Origin of the sequence: Mariniflexile gromovii (assembly GCF_017814435.1) — a bacterium.
In the GTDB taxonomy this organism is placed as follows: Bacteria; Bacteroidota; Bacteroidia; order Flavobacteriales; family Flavobacteriaceae; genus Mariniflexile; species Mariniflexile gromovii.
The window spans coordinates 110,223-126,890 of record NZ_JAGJCB010000005.1 but is presented as its reverse complement, the minus strand read 5'-3'; the positions used below and the strand labels follow the sequence as shown (position 1 = coordinate 126,890).

19 protein-coding genes are annotated in these 16,668 nt (G+C 31.3%); 14 read left to right on the top strand and 5 right to left on the bottom strand.

Going from position 1 to position 16,668, the window contains the following annotated elements; translation table 11 throughout:
- Nucleotides 1-4: 4 nt before the first annotated feature.
- Nucleotides 5-853 (top strand): mechanosensitive ion channel family protein, encoded by an 849-nt coding sequence (locus J8H85_RS07640; RefSeq protein WP_209654181.1) that lies wholly within the window; start codon nt 5-7, stop codon nt 851-853.
- Between the two features lie 108 nt (nt 854-961).
- The gene (locus J8H85_RS07635; protein ID WP_209654179.1) at nt 962-1,495 is read left to right on the top strand and encodes a lipid-binding SYLF domain-containing protein; all 534 of its coding nucleotides are present in this window, start codon (nt 962-964) and stop codon (nt 1,493-1,495) included.
- A 142-nt stretch (nt 1,496-1,637) separates the two neighbouring features.
- Here the strand turns inward: J8H85_RS07635 and J8H85_RS07630 are convergent, their stop codons facing one another.
- Entirely contained in the window at nt 1,638-1,823 is a 186-nt protein-coding gene (locus tag J8H85_RS07630) for a CsbD family protein (protein WP_209654177.1), read from the bottom strand.
- A 198-nt stretch (nt 1,824-2,021) separates the two neighbouring features.
- Here J8H85_RS07630 and J8H85_RS07625 point away from each other — a divergent pair, with 198 nt between their 5' ends.
- From J8H85_RS07625 to J8H85_RS19150, 8 genes are all read left to right on the top strand, one after another.
- On the top strand, nt 2,022-2,261 hold the full coding sequence (locus J8H85_RS07625; protein WP_209654175.1) for a DUF7218 family protein: 240 nt from the start codon (nt 2,022-2,024) through the stop codon (nt 2,259-2,261).
- A 38-nt stretch (nt 2,262-2,299) separates the two neighbouring features.
- Nucleotides 2,300-3,319 (top strand): AI-2E family transporter, encoded by a 1,020-nt coding sequence (locus tag J8H85_RS07620; protein ID WP_209654173.1) that lies wholly within the window; start codon nt 2,300-2,302, stop codon nt 3,317-3,319.
- 113 nt (nt 3,320-3,432) lie between these two features.
- Nucleotides 3,433-5,256 carry an SLC13 family permease gene (locus J8H85_RS07615; protein WP_209654171.1) on the top strand — a complete coding sequence of 608 codons (1,824 nt, stop codon included), beginning with the start codon at nt 3,433-3,435 and terminating at the stop codon, nt 5,254-5,256.
- Between the two features lie 10 nt (nt 5,257-5,266).
- Nucleotides 5,267-6,178, top strand: coding sequence for a mechanosensitive ion channel family protein (locus J8H85_RS07610; RefSeq protein WP_209654155.1), 912 nt, complete (start codon nt 5,267-5,269; stop codon nt 6,176-6,178).
- A gap of 171 nt (nt 6,179-6,349) precedes the next feature.
- Complete coding sequence (locus J8H85_RS07605) at nt 6,350-6,697, top strand: hypothetical protein (RefSeq protein ID WP_209654153.1); 348 nt, start codon at nt 6,350-6,352, stop codon at nt 6,695-6,697.
- Nucleotides 6,698-7,068: 371 nt separating this feature from the next.
- Complete coding sequence (locus J8H85_RS07600; RefSeq protein WP_209654151.1) at nt 7,069-7,515, top strand: response regulator; 447 nt, start codon at nt 7,069-7,071, stop codon at nt 7,513-7,515.
- 6 nt (nt 7,516-7,521) lie between these two features.
- The gene (locus J8H85_RS07595; protein WP_209654149.1) at nt 7,522-10,125 is read left to right on the top strand and encodes a PAS domain-containing protein; all 2,604 of its coding nucleotides are present in this window, start codon (nt 7,522-7,524) and stop codon (nt 10,123-10,125) included.
- A gap of 383 nt (nt 10,126-10,508) precedes the next feature.
- Nucleotides 10,509-10,826 (top strand): four-helix bundle copper-binding protein, encoded by a 318-nt coding sequence (locus tag J8H85_RS19150; RefSeq protein ID WP_209654147.1) that lies wholly within the window; start codon nt 10,509-10,511, stop codon nt 10,824-10,826.
- Nucleotides 10,827-10,866: 40 nt separating this feature from the next.
- Here the strand turns inward: J8H85_RS19150 and J8H85_RS07585 are convergent, their stop codons facing one another.
- The 4 genes from J8H85_RS07585 to J8H85_RS07570 all read right to left on the bottom strand — a co-directional run bounded on the left by J8H85_RS07585 (nt 10,867) and on the right by J8H85_RS07570 (nt 13,020).
- Complete coding sequence (locus J8H85_RS07585) at nt 10,867-11,316, bottom strand: response regulator (RefSeq protein WP_209654145.1); 450 nt, start codon at nt 11,314-11,316, stop codon at nt 10,867-10,869.
- Between the two features lie 16 nt (nt 11,317-11,332).
- Complete coding sequence (locus J8H85_RS07580; RefSeq protein ID WP_209654143.1) at nt 11,333-11,755, bottom strand: OsmC family protein; 423 nt, start codon at nt 11,753-11,755, stop codon at nt 11,333-11,335.
- A gap of 35 nt (nt 11,756-11,790) precedes the next feature.
- Nucleotides 11,791-11,961, bottom strand: coding sequence for a lmo0937 family membrane protein (locus J8H85_RS07575; RefSeq protein WP_209654141.1), 171 nt, complete (start codon nt 11,959-11,961; stop codon nt 11,791-11,793).
- A gap of 171 nt (nt 11,962-12,132) precedes the next feature.
- A complete protein-coding gene (locus tag J8H85_RS07570) occupies nt 12,133-13,020 on the bottom strand; it encodes a YihY/virulence factor BrkB family protein (RefSeq protein ID WP_209654139.1) in 888 nt (295 codons plus the stop codon).
- Between the two features lie 275 nt (nt 13,021-13,295).
- Here J8H85_RS07570 and J8H85_RS07565 point away from each other — a divergent pair, with 275 nt between their 5' ends.
- The 4 genes from J8H85_RS07565 (at nt 13,296) to J8H85_RS07550 (ending at nt 16,489) form a co-directional block, all read left to right on the top strand.
- Nucleotides 13,296-13,439: a hypothetical protein gene (locus J8H85_RS07565; RefSeq protein WP_209654137.1), complete on the top strand. Its 144-nt coding sequence runs from the start codon at nt 13,296-13,298 to the stop codon at nt 13,437-13,439.
- A gap of 63 nt (nt 13,440-13,502) precedes the next feature.
- The gene (locus tag J8H85_RS07560) at nt 13,503-14,519 is read left to right on the top strand and encodes a helix-turn-helix domain-containing protein (protein WP_209654135.1); all 1,017 of its coding nucleotides are present in this window, start codon (nt 13,503-13,505) and stop codon (nt 14,517-14,519) included.
- 20 nt (nt 14,520-14,539) lie between these two features.
- Nucleotides 14,540-15,748: an NAD(P)/FAD-dependent oxidoreductase gene (locus J8H85_RS07555; RefSeq protein WP_209654133.1), complete on the top strand. Its 1,209-nt coding sequence runs from the start codon at nt 14,540-14,542 to the stop codon at nt 15,746-15,748.
- Between the two features lie 288 nt (nt 15,749-16,036).
- Nucleotides 16,037-16,489 carry a ferritin-like domain-containing protein gene (locus tag J8H85_RS07550; protein ID WP_317194992.1) on the top strand — a complete coding sequence of 151 codons (453 nt, stop codon included), beginning with the start codon at nt 16,037-16,039 and terminating at the stop codon, nt 16,487-16,489.
- Nucleotides 16,490-16,668 lie beyond the last annotated feature (179 nt).

Sequence of the window (16,668 nt, the reverse complement as noted above, 5' to 3'; positions counted from 1 at the left end):
AAATATGGATACTGAAATAAATGTAATTAAGGATTCTATTCACCAATCATGGATAAATTTGGTAGCTCATTTACCAAAAATATTATTATCCTTAGTAGTATTTGTAGTTGGGTTATTCATTATTAAATTTATAAATAGATCTGCCAAAAAAATGATTATTTCAAAATCCAACGATCCCTTAATAGCAGACTTTATTTTAAGCGTTATTTCATTGATTTTAACGGTTGTACTGTTTGTAATAGCTCTAGGTATTATAGGTTTTGACGATGTAACAAATAAAATTTTGGCAGGTGCAGGCTTAACTACTTTTATAATTGGTTTTGCGTTAAAAGATATTGGCGAAAATTTTATAGCAGGCATATTAATGGCATTTCAAAGACCTTTTAGAATAGGAGATTTGATAGAAATTGAAGGCATAAAAGGTAGGGTGATAGAAATGCGATTACGCTCTACAACCATAAAAACAGTAGATGGTATTGATGCCTACATTCCAAACGGTTCTATTTTAAAGAATAATCTAAAAAATTACACTATAGATGAATTAATGCGTAACGAATTCATTGTAAGTGTGGTGCATGATGATAATATACATAAGGTTTTAGAACTTATTGAGTCTATTTTAAATGAGAATGAATTTGTTTTGAAAAATCCTATGTACGATATTTTGGTTGATAGTATTGAAAATGATTTAGTTAATATTTTAGTGCATTTTTGGTACAGAACAGATGAAGTAAGAGCCCCTGGAGGAAAACTGAAAACGGATTTACAATTAAAAATATATGCTACTTTAAAATCGCGTGAGTTTAACTTACCCACTACAACCGTTTCTATTGAACAAGTTGAGAAAAATTAATAACATACAAGATCTTTTTTTTTGAGTTAATAATGAATTTGTTAGAGATATTCTAAAATAGCTTAATATTCTAAATTTGAACATATTAACAATAAAAAAAATCAAATTATGAAAACTCTAAAAAAACTCATGATAGCTTGTGTCACACTAATTACAGTCACTGCTGTCGCGCAAACGAACAAAGACAAAGAAATAATGGCCGATGCTCAGAAAGCCAAAAGCACGTTAATTGCCAAAGATGCTGGATTGGAAAAATTTTTCAAGAATGCTTCTGGTTATGCTATTTTTCCTAATGTGGGTAAAGGTGGTTTAATTGTAGGTGGTGCCAGTGGTAATGGTGTTGTGTATGAAAATGGTACAGCTATAGGAATGACTTCGTTGAAGAAAATAAATATTGGATTGCAAGCTGGTGGGCAAGCTGTAATTGAAGTCATCTTCTTTGAAACTGATGCGGCATTGGAAAAATTTAAACAAGGTAATTATGAATTTTCCGCTGAAGCATCTGCAGTAATAGCGGAAGAAGGAAAATCTGAACATGTTGGTTATTCTGATGGTGTTATGGTTTTTGCATTGCCAAAAGCAGGTCTTATGGCCGATGCTTCGGTAGGTGGACAAAAATTTGAATACCACTCATTTAAATAATTAGACACTAGTCTAATTTAGAAAAAGGTTAGCCAAATTTGGCTAACCTTTTTTTTGTAATTAAAACAAACAGGGTTTATTTAGTTCAAAAAAAATATCCCCCTAAATTTAATTAGGAGGACATTGCTATTAATCGGTAATTTTACCAAGATTCAATTTCTCTTTTTAAATCTTCTTTCGTTTTACCTGTTTTCTCTTGAAGTTTACCCATCATTTCGTCGAATTTCCCTTCAGAGTAGGTTAAATCGTCATCGGTAAGATCTGCATATTTTTGTTTGAACTTACCTTTAATCTGTTTCCATTTTCCTTCTATTTGATCTTTATTCATGATTTTTAATTTTTAATTAATAATTTATTTTACTATGAAATAAAATTACTGAAGCAAACACGCACTCATTAACTCAAAAGCATAATTTATTGATGCAATAAACAGCAAGTCATTTGTTTGTTTTAAGTCAATATTTAATGCGATAAGGTTAAGTTGATTAATATTTTTTACTAAAATTTGAATATAAAAATTAAAGTTATGGACATTCCAAGTATAAAAAACGAAGAACAGTACGAAGCCCTTCGTGAGAAAGGGTATAGTAAACAAAAAGCAGCTCGTATTGCCAATACGCCAGATGCTGGGAAAAAAGGAGGAAAAGCTAAACCTTATGAAAAGTGGACCAAAGACGAATTATATGAACAGGCAAAAAACGTTGGTATTAAAGGACGTTCTAAAATGAATAAACCCGAACTTATTCATGCCCTAAGAAATAATTAAACACTTAATAGTAACTGTATTAAATATAATTCTGAACAATGAACATTATAAATCCAAAAAAAATACGTCAAATATTTACACTTTTAATAATACTCTTAATGGGAGGTTTGATTTTTAGGGAAATGATACCTTATTTTTCGGGCGTACTGGGAGCTATTACATTATACGTTTTGTTAAAAGGTATCATGGTTAAATTAGTAAAAAAAGGGTGGAATGCTAATTTGGCAGCAGGATTTCTTATGTTCTTATCTTTTATATCTATTCTACTCCCAATTGCTGGAGCTGTACTTATGTTAGGTAACAAAATAGGTAAAGCTGCACAAAATTCAGAAAAAGTAATAAAAGCGGTTAAAACAAAACTGCAAACATGGGAACAGGCGTTAGGCTATAATATAACGGATCAAATTGATGCATCTTCCATTTCAAGCGGTATAACAAAAAACGTGACGAATATTCTTGGGGGTACGTTTAGTACATTTATTGCCATATCTGTTATGTATTTTTTACTTTTTTATATGCTTACTAACCGAAGAAAACTTCGAGAATCGTTAATTGAATATATTCCCATTAGTAAGGAAAATATTAAAACATTGGGAGAAGAAATATATGCTATGGTTCGTTCCAATGCGTTGGGTATTCCACTAGTGGCCATTGCACAAGGAGTGGTTGCCTTAATAGGATTTTTATTGTTTGGTGTTGAAAGTCCGTTTTTTTGGGCAGTAGTTGTAACCATTGGTTCCATGATTCCTTTTGTTGGAAATTTTCTTGGTACTATTCCCGTTTTTATATTGGCACTTTCGAATGGAGACACTTTTCAAGCTTGGGGCGTATTAATATATGGTATTGTTGTGGTAGGTGTTACTGACAATCTTATTCGTTTATATGTACTACGAAAACTAGACGATGTTCATCCATTAATAACACTCATAGGGGTTATTATTGGAATACCTCTTTTTGGTTTTATAGGGTTGGTTTTTGGACCGTTATTAATTAGTTTATTCTTGTTAGTCGTCCGAATTTATAAAAAAGAATACGGTAAAGACCATAATAGGCTTTAATATATTTTTATTTATGGTATCAATATTCATTTGGTTTAAGTTAATAGCTTATTGCTTAAATTTATAATTTACAACATATAAAATCAATAGTTAAAAAATTAATATTTTAATAGATGGAGGGAGAAATTATATTAATGTTTTCAGTGCTATTGGTTACCATAGTGCTTTTTGTTTTTGAGATTTTCCCTATAGATAAAATAGCTTTTTTTATTATTGTATCGCTCATTTTATTAGGATTGGTAACTCCCGAAGAAGGCATTAGTGGTTTTTCAAACCCTGCCACAATTGCTGTTCTTTCCTTAATGATACTGGCTATTGCCATGGAAGAAAACGGGGTTATCCATTGGCTTACGTCTGGTATGGGTAAGGTAAAATCGTTGCCCATTTATATTATAGCTCCCTTTTTTATGTTTGTTACGGCGGGTATTTCTGCATTTATTAGCACTACGGCCGTAGTAGTTGTTTTTATAAAAATTATTAACCAACTTTCAGAAAAGTATAAAATTCCGCAATCCAAACTTTTACTGCCAATTTCTTTTGCAGGTATATTAGGAGGATCGTGTACCTTGATGGGCACATCTACAAATTTAATTGTAAGCGCTGTTGCAAAAAACTTAGGAGCTGAAAAGTTAGGTTTTTTTGAATTTTCATTATTGGGTATTATATTTCTAACGGTTTCTATTGTGTATATTACCATAACATTGCGTTGGTTGCCGTGGGATAAAGCACAAAGTTTAAGTAAAGATTATGAAATTGATAATTATATAACTAAAGTTCATATAAATCCCGACTCAAATTTAGTGGGAAAAAAAATTCAGGAAACCTTTTTGTTCGAGAACCCAGATATTTCATTTTTACAGCTAATTCGTGATAACAGAATTCATAATTCACCTGGTAAATACATCACATTCAAGGAGAATGATGAATTGCTTTTAATGTGTGATCTTGAAAACTTATCCCGTATAAAAACATCTGAAAATCTAAGTGTTTATGAAGAAAAAAAATTCAACGAGCTACAAGATGAAGTCAAAGATAAAATAACAACAGAGTCTAGTGAATTAGATGAAAAGGTTTTCGTAGAACTATTAATGCTCCCTGGAGCTGCATTGTTAGGCAAAACTTTAGGAAGTTTAAGAAGTTTTATGTCTCAAGATGTAATACCATTAGCAATAAAGAAACGAAAAACGCTTACAAATTTAAAAGATAGAACGGTGCGCAGCAGTATGAATCGATTATCGTTAAAGTCTGGTGATAGATTATTGGTTGAAACATCAAAAGAAAAATTTCCTATACTTCAAACTATGGAAAATGTAGTGATATTACAAGAGTTTGACAATGTTAATAGAAAATCGAAGTTCAAAAGATATTTTTCGTTAAGTGTTCTTCTTTTAGTAATTTTATTGGCAGCAACAGGCATATTATCCATTATGGTAAGCGCCTTAACAGGTGTGTGTTTGTTGTTAATAACTAAAAATTTAGATTTAAACACCGTTTATAAAAAAGTAAACTGGCAAATATTTTTCTTGCTTGCCGGAATGATTCCATTAGGCTTTGCCATGCACAACACTGGAACCGATATGTGGGTTTCAGAAAAGTTATTGGGGTTTTTAGGAGGGCAACCTAATCATATAATTATAGGAACCCTGTTTTTTGTAACGATGGTATTAAGTGGTGTGGTTAGTAACAATGCAACAGCTATTATTATGACGCCTATAGCTATTTCGGTAGCCCAAGGTATGAATCTAGATTTCAAACCATTTATATTGGCAGTCATGTTTGCAGCTAATTTTAGCTTTTTTACTCCTGTTGGTTATCAAACAAATACCTTGGTTTACGGCATAGGTAATTACCGATTTAAACACTTTTTGTTTATAGGTGGCATGCTTAGTTTGATACTTTGGGTGTTAGCTACTTTTTTATTAACCAAAATGTTATAAAATTTTTAAGATGAAAAATAAATTTTCAATAGAAGAATCCGTAAGTAAGTTATGGGATAAGTTAGATGGTTGGATGGATGCCATTATTTTAAAACTGCCAAACTTAATCATGGCCATTTTGGTAATGGTGCTGTTTTATTTTATTGCACGAGGCATTAGAAAGGTTTCAAACAAGTATTTGTTAACGCATATCAGTCAAAAATCAATCCAAGAAATTGTAGCAAAAATAATTTTCATTGCTGTTATCATGATTGGGTTTTTTGTAGCCTTGGGTGTTTTAGATCTGGATAAAGTTTTAACTAGCATTCTAGCTGGTGCCGGTGTAATAGGTTTAGCCATAGGTTTAGCACTTCAAGGTACATTAAGCAACACAGTTGGAGGCGTGGTGCTGTCTTTTATGGATAAAATAAAAATAAACGATTACATTAAAACTAGTGATGCTGATGGTTTTGTGTCTGAAATAAGTCTCCGGAACATCGTTTTAAGACAAACAGATAATAATTATGTGGTAATTCCAAATTCAAAATTTGTAGAAAATTCATTTACCAATTACTCCATAAGCCCTAGAAGCAGAATTGCGGTAAGCTGCGGCGTAGGTTACGAAAGTAATTTGCAAGAGGTTGAAGATTTGGTAGTACGTATTATTTCAGAGAATTTCGAACAAAAAGAAGGGGAGGGTGTTGAGTTTTTCTATACGGAGTTTGGAGATAGCTCCATCAATTTTATGACCCGCTTTTGGATTGATATGGTTAAAGTAAAACAAGAACATGAAGCAAGGCATAAAGCCATCAAACTCATTAAAACGAATTTCAACGATAAAGGTATCAATATCCCATTCCCAATACGCACCTTGGATTTTGGTAAAAACAAGCTGCAAATTGCCCCAAATGAAGATGCCAGCGAAAATTCAAATGAAGGCTAATTTTCTTTAAAATGTTTATAGTTATATAACCTTTTTAATGAATAAGGTTAAATAGAAATGTATTTGGGTTAATCTTATTCTGCCTTTTTTTGCAAATTTGATTAGTTAGGGTGTAGAAGGTATAAGCTATGCATCCTAAAAAAAAGAAAACTAATCTTAAAATTTAAGGAAATGGAAAATGATGAATTTGCAAAACATGAGAAAGATTATATAAAAATATATCAAAAGAAAGGTTATACTGCTAATTTTCATTATAAAGGTGATAAACTAATAAGCAGTGAAACAAAAAACGAATATACCCCCAAAGATGTTTTTATTGTTGCTGAACACAGGTATGAAGGTATGAGCGACCCTTCGGATATGTCTATACTTTATATAATTAAAACAAACAAAGAAGAAAGAGGGACACTTCTATTGGGTTATGGACCAAATACTGATTTAGAATTGGCAGAATTTTTTAAAAAAATACCAGAAGCAAATGTTTCTAACAAAGAAAACATCAATAATATTGAAGATTGATTTAATTTTTTTTCTGTGTCATTTAAACAAATAATCTATCTCTCTGTATATTAGAGCTTAAGGGCTGTTCGATTTCTACTCAGTATAAAACTCAATAAAATTTTAAACATATAATATTTAATGTCATTAATGATTTTAATTTTTAAATTAAAGTCATATCTTTCGAATAGTAATTTAGGCATGATAAGGATTGGTTTTTAAAAGGCTCTTTTTTGTAAAATGTGATTTTAGTATTCTCTCCAATTTTTTCAAAGGACAAGCTTATTACTTTACAGATTTATAGTACAATAATAGTAGTGTTAAGGTTTGTAAAAAGTATATTTACCAAGAAAGCAATATGCTAAATTTAACCTTAGTTAGAAACTACATTTATGAACGATACTATATTTAATATTATTTTGGCAGATGACGATGAAGATGACAGAATGCTTTTTAGCGAAGCCTTGGAGGAAATTTCGATACAAACAACATTGTCACTTTTTAAACATGGCCAGGAATTATTAGATTATCTTTTTCAGCCTAATGTTAAACTTCCAAATTTAATATTTTTAGATATTAATATGCCTATTTTAAATGGTATACAGTGTTTAACAGAAATTCGTAACAATTCATTATTTAAAGACGTTTTCATAGCCATGTACTCTACTTCTTCATCAGAGAAAGATATTGAGGACTCTTTTCAAAATGGCGCCAGTGTGTATATAAACAAACCTAGCTGTTTTAATAAACTATGTGAAATAGTAGAGAAAACCTTAAAAGTTAATTGGCATGAGCATACTTCAAATTTAAATAAAGATACTTTTTTATTACGTATTTAAACCTATATGAGCTTTAAGCATATTTATACTTCCTCAAAAACCTATATTGTATTGTTGCTTATTGCAATAATGTTGCTTTTGGTAACAACAAGTATGACTTATAGGCAAATTATGCTTACCCAAAAATCGGCTGAAATGGTTGTGCATACCTTGCAAGTTTATAATGCTTTAGGTGATTTAACAACCCACTACACTAAAGCTGAATCTGAAGAATTTAGGGAGGATTTAATAAAAGACAAATCTTCAAATAGGGTTTTTGAAAACTATAAATTAGAAGGTAAAACAATACTGGATAGTTTAAAAATACTTACTCATGATAGTGATTTACAAAAAGCACGTATAAAACCGTTAACAGCTTTATTGAATAATTTATATAGCCAACTTACAAATTTAGATCTAGCCACTGCTCAAGATAGTCAAGAGGTATTACAAGCAAAACAATCCTATAAATTAAAAATAAATAAAACCCTTAATGAAATAAAAAGTATTAAAAATAGGATGCTTGCAGATGAAAAGCGTTTAATGCAAGAAAGAAAAGTAACTTATAGCGCTCACAAATCTCTAACGCCCAGTATGTTACTATTGCTGGCTTTTTTTGCATTATTTGTATTTGTTATTTCATTTTTTAGAATATATAATAATAAATTAAAGGTTCGAAAATCAGAAGCTTTTTTAAAAAGTTTACTTGCAACAACCGATAATATTGTAAACTACTACGAACCCGTATTGAATGGTTCTAATGAAATCATAGATTTCAAAATTTTATATGCTAATGATTGTAACAGAGATTATTTAGGGCTTGAACCTAACGATATAGTTGGAAATACTGTTTTAAAAGTGTACCCTTTACATAAGTCGCATAAGGAGTTAGAAGAATTAATAAAGTCTTTTCAAGAAAAAACCAAAGTTATTTTTGATAGACAAATTGAAGTAGATGGTAAACAAATGTGGTTTCACTCGTTGGCTACACCACTTGCAGAAGGCGTTTTGGTAACAGGCCGTAATTCTACACCAGAAGAAGAAGCCAAACAAATAGAATTAACACTCAAAAAACGTTTAGAAAATCAAAATTTAAAGCTTTTAGAGAACCGAGCATTGCTTACAAATATCTTCAAGAGTATTTCACATATAGTAATGCACTTTAAAAGCATCAGAGGAAACGATGGTAAAATTATAGACTTTGAAATTTTATTTGTTAACGATAAAATAAGTCCCGTTACTGGAGAAATGCCAGATAATATTAAGAGTAAAAAATTATCGGAGGTATTTCCTAATACCTTCAAATCTGGTGTTTTTGAACATTTGGTTAACGCTGTAGAGGATGATAAAACCGTAGAATATGAAGTTCCTTATAATAAAGATGGTTCCATACAATGGTTTAGTGCTACAGCCATAAAACTAGGTGACGGGGTTACAGTAACCACAAGTGATGTTACTGAAGAAAAGGAAAAAGCTGAGGAATTAATCAAACTGAATGAAACACTCGTTATTCAAAATTCTATTTTAACGGATGCGGAACGTATTGCTAAAACAGGCAGTTTTCTGTGGTATTTAGATACTCATGTTTCTGAAATTTCAGATAATTATTATAGAATGTTAGGGTACGAACCCAAAGAATTTGAGCCTTCATTTGAAAAATACAGGGAATTTATCCATCCAGACGATTTAGAAGCTTATGATAAAGTAGGGGCAAAAGCACTGAAAGAACTCCGTTCTACCGAGCATACATACCGTGTTATTACCAAGCAAGGAGCTGTAAAGTATTTTAAAACCGATGGGCAATTTATAAATAAAAATGGCAGCATGGTTATGGTTGGTGTGGTGCAGGACGTAACCCAAACCATAGAAGCGGAAGAGAATTTGTTGAAAAGTAATTTAGAGTTAAAAAACAGAAATGCCGAATTAGAGTCTTTTAACCGTGTTGCAAGTCATGATTTGCAAGAACCTTTACGTAAAATCCAATTGTTTGCTTTAAGAATACAAGATTTTGAAGCTGAAAATTTTTCAGATAAAAGTAAAGAGTATTTTGGTAAAGTAATAAAAGCGGTTAGCCGCATGCAATCACTTATTGAGAATTTGCTTGCCTATTCTAAAATAAACCTCAGTAAAAGTGATTTTGAAAAAATTGATTTAAACCAGGTTTTAGATAAGGTTAAGGAAGATTTAGCGGCCAGCATTCATAATTCTGAAACCAAGATAATTTCAGATAAACTTCCAAAAATAAAGGGTGTTACATTTCAAATGGAACAGTTGTTTACTAATTTAATAGCGAATGCTATAAAGTACAAAAGCGCAAATGAAACACCTAAAATTCAGATTCTTTACTCAAAAGCATCAGCCTCTGAAATACCAGATCAAAACTCTAAAGGCCGACAGCAGTTTCACAAAATATCCTTTATAGACAACGGCATTGGTTTTAAACAGGAATATGCCGAAAAAATATTTGAGGTATTTCAGCGCCTGCATCAAAAAACAGAATATTCTGGTACCGGTATTGGTTTAGCCATATGTAAAAAAATTGTAGAAAACCATAACGGCTATTTAACAGCAATTGGAACCGAAAATGTAGGTGCTCAATTTATTGTCTATTTTCCAGCACAGCACGAGTAATTCATTGTAATTGTTTTCTGTTTAATTTTTTACTGCTTATCCGTAATCAATCATAATTAAATACTTCATGTCATGTCGAGCCTTTCGACTTCGCTCAAGATAAACTAAAGTCGAGACCTCATTTTGAAGTTATTAAAGTTTAATAATCTCTCGATTCGCTTTGCGAGCTACCTTCAACCAAAACACGTTTTGTTTTCGGCAATGCTCGAGGAGACAGTAATTTATGATTGATTACGGATATTCAATTTTTTTTCAATACTTCTATTGACTGTAAATGTTTTTCATTTGCTATTGTGTCAAATTCTTTTTCTTTTGAGCCAAAACAGCTATTTCTATTCTTTTAACTTAGAGGTAAATTATAGTAATAATCTAAATTTAAGAATATGATACGTAGTTATGAAAGTTGCATAGAAGCCTGTCAACAATGTATAATAGATTGCCAAAAATGTCTTTCGGAAATGATGGGTAAGGAAAGTCACAACGATTGTCCAAATTGCTGTATGCAATGTGTAGAGGCATGTTTAATTTGTGTAAAGTTTATGCTAGCCGATAGTTTTTTCGCTAAAAAATATTGTGGATTGTGTGCTGAAATTTGCGAATGGTGTGCAGAACAATGCCAACAGCATGACCATGAACACTGTAAAAAATGTGCAGATTCCTGTATTGCATGTGCGCAAGAATGCCGAGTGCATATGGTTTAATATTAGTTTTTGAAATTATTTAAACTAATAAACATCTCCTTCACGATGCCGTTATTATGAATTCGGGAAGATGAGATGTTTTTTTTGCGTCTGAATAAATATAATTCAAGCTTTTTTGTAGTAAGCTTTTAAGTTTCCCAAAAGTATTAGGCTTCATCAAATACCAATTAGCGCCATTGCTTTGTAGTCTATCGGCCATTTGTTCATCAATATACGTTGAATATATAATGATGGGGATTTGCGAAAGATAAGGTTCATTTCTAATATCATTCAAACATTCTTCACCATTCATCAAAGGCATATTTAAATCTAAATAAATGGCGTCTGGCAAAGGTTTATCTTTCATTAATAAATGTTCCATAAGGGTTACACCATTATCAAAATCTTCAACAGAAACATTCATGTTAATTTCGTCCAATGCTTCTTTAAAAAGCATACGGTCTTCATTATCATCATCGGCTAGGTAAATTAAGAGCGGTTTTTGTAACATAATAAATGAAATTAATTCATATTTTATTTTCTAAGCTAGCTTCAAGACTTATTTCCAAAGCTTTATAAGCCTTACTTACAGGACAATTTTGTTTTGCTTTTGTAGCAGCTTCTTTAAATTCATCCTCTTTTATATTCGGGATTTTTGCTTTAACAGAGAGTTGTGACTTAGTAATAACGCCATCCTTCATTACAATAGCACATTTGGTTTCAATAACTTCTGGTGTAAAGCCTGCTTTTGTTAAATCGGCGCTTAATTGCATGGTAAAACAACCTGCATGTGCTGCAGCCATTAATTCTTCAGGATTGGTACCCGTACCGTTTTCAAACCGACTGTTATATGAATATTGCATACTATCAAGCGCTTTACTTTCTGATACTAAATATCCTTTTCCTTCCTTTACTGTGCCGCTCCAAACGGCAGTGCTGTGTCTTTTCATTTTTTTGTTTTTTTTAATTGTATTATAATCTCTTTTTAATCTAAAGGTCTTCTTCCAGAAATAATATTATATAAAATAGCAATTACTGCTAATACTAAAAGAATGTGTATTAAACCACCGGTAGCAATGCCTGCTACAAATCCGAAAAAGCCTAAAATCCAAATAACTATACAGATTACGGCTATTAGCCAAAGAATACTTCTCATAATATTAAAATTTAATGTTAGTATTTAATTAAGTATGATAAAAGTATAATTAAAGAGTAAATGGGTTTAACTCAATTAAAAACTATTTTAGCGTTATCAAATTATATGCATTAAAAATGCTGAAATAGGTATGCTTTTGTAATATTTAGGTTTTTAAAAGCTTGAAATGGTTTAGTTTACAATTAAATACCTATCGGAATAAATTTTGGTAAACTGTGCTCCAAAAAACAGGATTAAACTGGAGTAGGAGGTCCAAAGCATCACAATAATTATGGAACCAGCTGCACCGTATGTAGAGCCAGGTTCCGTTTTTCCAAAGTAAAAAGAAAGGATGTATTTCCCTAAAATAAATAAGAGGGCTGTAAGGGCAGCACCTACGCGTACTGCTTTCCACCTTATGGGTTTGCTTGGTAAATATTTAAACATAGCGGCAAAGAGCATATATATAAATATTAAGGAAAACACTATATCAATAATATAAGCTATACCCACAATTTCCGTTGAAAAAAGCCGGGAAATTCTATTGGCAAAAGCCGTTAATAATGCCGTAAGTACAAAACTTATTAAGAGTAAAAATCCAAATATCAATATAAACCCGAAACTTTTCAGGCGCCCAATTAAAGTAGCAATAATTTCATTTGAATAGGTTTGCTTAACTTCCCAAATATCATCTAAAACGTTTTGTAGTTGGTAAAAAACGCCTGTGGCACCATACAATAATACACCAATACCCAAAATGGTTGCAAATATAGAGGTAGGTTCATCACCCTTTTCAGCAATCATTTTTAAAATGGCTTCAGCAGTGTCCGATCCTAATGCAGACGACATTTCAGCTTGTAATTCGCCTCTCACCAATTCCCTTCCCCAAATAGCCCCTACCAAATTTAAAATGAGAATGAGTAACGCCGGGAGCGATAAAATAGCATAATAAGCCACAACAGCTCCTAACTTAAAAGGTTCTTTCTCCATCCAAGACTTATAGGTTTTAACCAAAAGTTTTGGCAAATGGTTTAGTCTGAAAGTAGTCGTGCTTTTTATGTCCTTATCTATATTATTCATTAAAAATGTTTATGCAAAGTAAGTTGGTTTCTGCAAATAGATTTAATCGAATCAATTAAAGTATTAGCGTAATTGATAAAAAGGATATATAATTTTTAAAGAAATCTATCCCGTAAGAAGTTGTTTTTTAGGCGGATACTCTTAATGTTTTCTTAAGAAAACAGCCTGTTATTATAATTATATAAAATAATGAAAAAATTGTATAACAAAACACTTACACTCTTGTTGCAACTTTGTGAAACACAACAATTCATATATAATTAAAAACATATACAATGAAAAATATAAGCCTAAAAACACAGCAAAATGCTATTGTAAAACGCACATTGAATCTTGAAGAGTTTGTAAAAAATTATTTAGTTCCAGTTGGCAGTACAAATGATAGCGATTTAAAACCAATTACCATTGCAGCTAAATAAAGGTAGTTGAGTTATTGCCCCACTTGAAAACCAGAACAACCTGATTAAAAAAAACAAAAAAACATGAAAACGATATCAATAACTTCAAATAACCTCTCTACTATTTTTGAACAAATACAAAACCAATTGGGTGGAAACCTAGAAATAAAATCTAAAGAATATAGATTGGAAATTAATAATGAAACAGCTAAAGGTTTTGTTTCTGGAATTTCTGTAGAACCCGCCATATCTTACATAGAATATGATGTTGTTTTTAAGGAAGATGTGACGCTTACATACAGACATGACAATCCGAGTTCTATCCATTTCGGATACTGTTCCAAAGGAAACCTTACTCAAAGTTTTGGTAAAAATGGCCAGAAAAACAAACTAGCTCAATTTCAAACAGGTATTTTTTCAAATTCATCTAAAAAGAGAACATTCTTGGATTTTAAAAAAGATGAAGATGTTAAAGTTTCTATGATTACTGTAGATACCCTGTCTGTTTCAGATAAAGAACTAAAAAACCATTTGCAAGAAACATTTTTACTTCATCAAGAAAACAATGAATTTTCATATATCGGGTCTTTCAATTTAAAAATTGTTGAGAAAATAGACCATCTTAGTACCATCAGTCAACAAGGTTTGATTAGAAACTTATTGATAAATAGTACTGTTTATTTAATTTTAGCTTTAGAGATCGAGCAGCACAAATACGACTCAATAAATGCAGAAAGCAATTGTTACTCCCTTTCACAATCCGATATGGAAGCTATCAGAGATATATCGGAGTTTATTAGAAATTATCCAGAAATTCAGTACAGTTTAAAGTATTTAAGTAGAAAATCTGGCTTGTCTCCTATTAAACTTCAAGAAGGTTTCAAGATAATGCACAATAGAACGGTTACCGATTTTATTAGAAATGTTAGGGTAGAAGCTGCAGAAAATTTAATTAGAACTTCAGAATTGAATATTTCTGAAATTGTTTATACCATCGGTCTTACAAGTAGAAGTTATTTTTCTAAAATTTTTAAGGCAAAATATAATTGTAGCCCTAAGCATTATCAAAATCAACAAAACAGATTGGCAATTACAGCTTAATATAATTAGCTGAAACCTGTATGGACCTTACTTCAAATGAACCTTTTTGGTTAATTAAAAATGGCTTACTGGCATCTTATCCTTCATTAAAGGAAGATGTTGAAACTGATATTTTGATTATAGGAGGCGGCATTACAGGTAGTTTAATAGCGCACCAATGTATTGCAGAGGGTTATAAAACGACATTAATAGATAGAAGGGAAGTGGCTAATGGAAGCACCTCGGCAACCACCAGTATGCTTCAATATGAAATTGATGTTCCCTTATATAAACTATCGGAAATGATAGGAAAACCTGCGGCAGAAGCTAATTATTGGGCATGCTACAATTCTATTGATGCATTACAGAAGGTAGTAAGAAAAATAAAGTCCGATTGCGGCTTTAAAAAGAAAGAGTCCCTTTATTTCGCGGCCTACAAAAAAGATGTGGTTGGCTTAAAAAAAGAGTTTGAAGCTAGACGTAGTTGTGGTTTGCCGGTTTCATGGCTTTCTTCTAAAGACATTGAAAATAAATATCAATTAAAAAAAACGCATGGTGGTATCCTATCAAAACAAGGCGGAAGTGTAGATGCTTTTAAATTGACCCACGATTTGTTGACCTACAACCATAAAAAAGGATTGCAAATTTTTGATAAAACTGAAATTACTTCATTTAAACATACCAAAAATGGTGTGCACATTAAAACAGAATTTGGAAACACCGTTAAAGCAAAGAAAGTTATCTATTGCAACGGTTTTGAAAGTACCGAACTTATAAAAGAACCATTTGTAAAATTGCTTTCAACCTACGCTATTATTGGTGAACGAAATGATGATGATCAATCACACTTAAACGATACCCTTTTTTGGAATACCGCAGACCCTTATTTATACATGAGAACCACCGACGATAATAGAATTTTAATAGGTGGGGAAGATGAAGATTTTGTAGATGATAAAAAGAGGGATGGCTTATTAAATGCCAAAAACAAAAAACTAACCATAAAATTAAAAGACTTATTACCAAATTATCAGTTTAGAACCGATTTTGTTTGGGCAGGCACATTTGGTGAAACCCAAGACGGTTTGCCATATATGGGTGCACATCCAGATTTCCCCCATAGTTATTTTGTTTTAGGTTTTGGTGGAAACGGAATCACTTTTTCTGTTATTGGTATGGAAGTTATAAAAGAGTTGCTGGACAATAAAGAACATCCACTACAGAAGTATTATCGATTTGGGCGTGAGTAATTATATCTGCCACTAAAAAATATCATAATAATTATTATTAAATATAAATTGATTACGTCATTTTTTAGTTGAAATGAATTAAAACAAGTTAGTTAATCATCATAAATTTGATAATCAATTTATTTAATAAGAATGATTAGCAACATATTAATAGGAGTTTCTCTGGGTTTCCTGGTTTATAAAACAGCTAAAAAGATTCTAGGTGAAATCAAAAGGAATGATGACGACGAGTTAAGCCAGTTGTAAAGGATAAATTGTGCTAAGACATTGTTAAACTTAATATTAGAAATGATGAGTACATATACAGAAACCATAAGTAAAAAATTAAATGCGCTTTTAGAAAAAACAAAAGATGCTGAAAAGGGTTTTAAAACAGCCGCGGAAAACACAAACAATACCTATTTGAAACAATATTTTGAAAGAAAATCGAAAGAACGATATCATTTTGGATATGAATTGAATAATGAAATAAGATCTTTTGGAGAGCGTGCCGATAATAGCGGTAGCATCACAGGAGTAGCACATCGTACCTGGATGGATATAAAAGCATTGTTTTCTCTTGATAATGATGAATCTATGCTTGAAGAATCTATAAGAGGCGAGAGAGCAGCCGTACAAGAATATAAAGATGTACTTAATGAAACGTCTTTGCCCATTAGTACCCATACCATTTTGCTTAAACAGCAAGATGCTATTGAAAGTGATTTAAGAACCATTAAAAATCTAGAAGATTTACATTAGTTTTTAATTTCATTTAATAAGGCAGGAAAAGAGAAGTAACATACTTCTCTTTTTTTATTGATAATGAAATCAAAATTGAAAATATGTTATTGTGTTAATATCTGAATCATTAGTGTTAATTCAGCTTTTAAATATATTATAACTTTGAGTTGTAACTAAGTGATTTATATGTAAGTATC

What these genes read in the sequence shown, in the direction of transcription:
- J8H85_RS07605 (WP_209654153.1), top strand. Translation starts at nt 6,350, where the DNA reads ATGGAAAATGATGAATTTGCAAAACATGAGAAAGATTATATAAAAATA.
- J8H85_RS07550 (WP_317194992.1), top strand. Translation starts at nt 16,037, where the DNA reads ATGATGAGTACATATACAGAAACCATAAGTAAAAAATTAAATGCGCTT.
- J8H85_RS07580 (WP_209654143.1), bottom strand. Translation starts at nt 11,755, where the DNA reads ATGAAAAGACACAGCACTGCCGTTTGGAGCGGCACAGTAAAGGAAGGA.
- J8H85_RS07600 (WP_209654151.1), top strand. Translation starts at nt 7,069, where the DNA reads ATGAACGATACTATATTTAATATTATTTTGGCAGATGACGATGAAGAT.
- J8H85_RS07585 (WP_209654145.1), bottom strand. Translation starts at nt 11,316, where the DNA reads ATGTTACAAAAACCGCTCTTAATTTACCTAGCCGATGATGATAATGAA.
- J8H85_RS07555 (WP_209654133.1), top strand. Translation starts at nt 14,540, where the DNA reads ATGGACCTTACTTCAAATGAACCTTTTTGGTTAATTAAAAATGGCTTA.
- J8H85_RS07615 (WP_209654171.1), top strand. Translation starts at nt 3,433, where the DNA reads ATGGAGGGAGAAATTATATTAATGTTTTCAGTGCTATTGGTTACCATA.
- J8H85_RS07570 (WP_209654139.1), bottom strand. Translation starts at nt 13,020, where the DNA reads ATGAATAATATAGATAAGGACATAAAAAGCACGACTACTTTCAGACTA.
- J8H85_RS07625 (WP_209654175.1), top strand. Translation starts at nt 2,022, where the DNA reads ATGGACATTCCAAGTATAAAAAACGAAGAACAGTACGAAGCCCTTCGT.
- J8H85_RS07560 (WP_209654135.1), top strand. Translation starts at nt 13,503, where the DNA reads ATGAAAACGATATCAATAACTTCAAATAACCTCTCTACTATTTTTGAA.
- J8H85_RS07630 (WP_209654177.1), bottom strand. Translation starts at nt 1,823, where the DNA reads ATGAATAAAGATCAAATAGAAGGAAAATGGAAACAGATTAAAGGTAAG.
- J8H85_RS07620 (WP_209654173.1), top strand. Translation starts at nt 2,300, where the DNA reads ATGAACATTATAAATCCAAAAAAAATACGTCAAATATTTACACTTTTA.
- J8H85_RS07640 (WP_209654181.1), top strand. Translation starts at nt 5, where the DNA reads ATGGATACTGAAATAAATGTAATTAAGGATTCTATTCACCAATCATGG.
- J8H85_RS19150 (WP_209654147.1), top strand. Translation starts at nt 10,509, where the DNA reads ATGATACGTAGTTATGAAAGTTGCATAGAAGCCTGTCAACAATGTATA.
- J8H85_RS07635 (WP_209654179.1), top strand. Translation starts at nt 962, where the DNA reads ATGAAAACTCTAAAAAAACTCATGATAGCTTGTGTCACACTAATTACA.
- J8H85_RS07575 (WP_209654141.1), bottom strand. Translation starts at nt 11,961, where the DNA reads ATGAGAAGTATTCTTTGGCTAATAGCCGTAATCTGTATAGTTATTTGG.
- J8H85_RS07595 (WP_209654149.1), top strand. Translation starts at nt 7,522, where the DNA reads ATGAGCTTTAAGCATATTTATACTTCCTCAAAAACCTATATTGTATTG.
- J8H85_RS07610 (WP_209654155.1), top strand. Translation starts at nt 5,267, where the DNA reads ATGAAAAATAAATTTTCAATAGAAGAATCCGTAAGTAAGTTATGGGAT.
- J8H85_RS07565 (WP_209654137.1), top strand. Translation starts at nt 13,296, where the DNA reads ATGAAAAATATAAGCCTAAAAACACAGCAAAATGCTATTGTAAAACGC.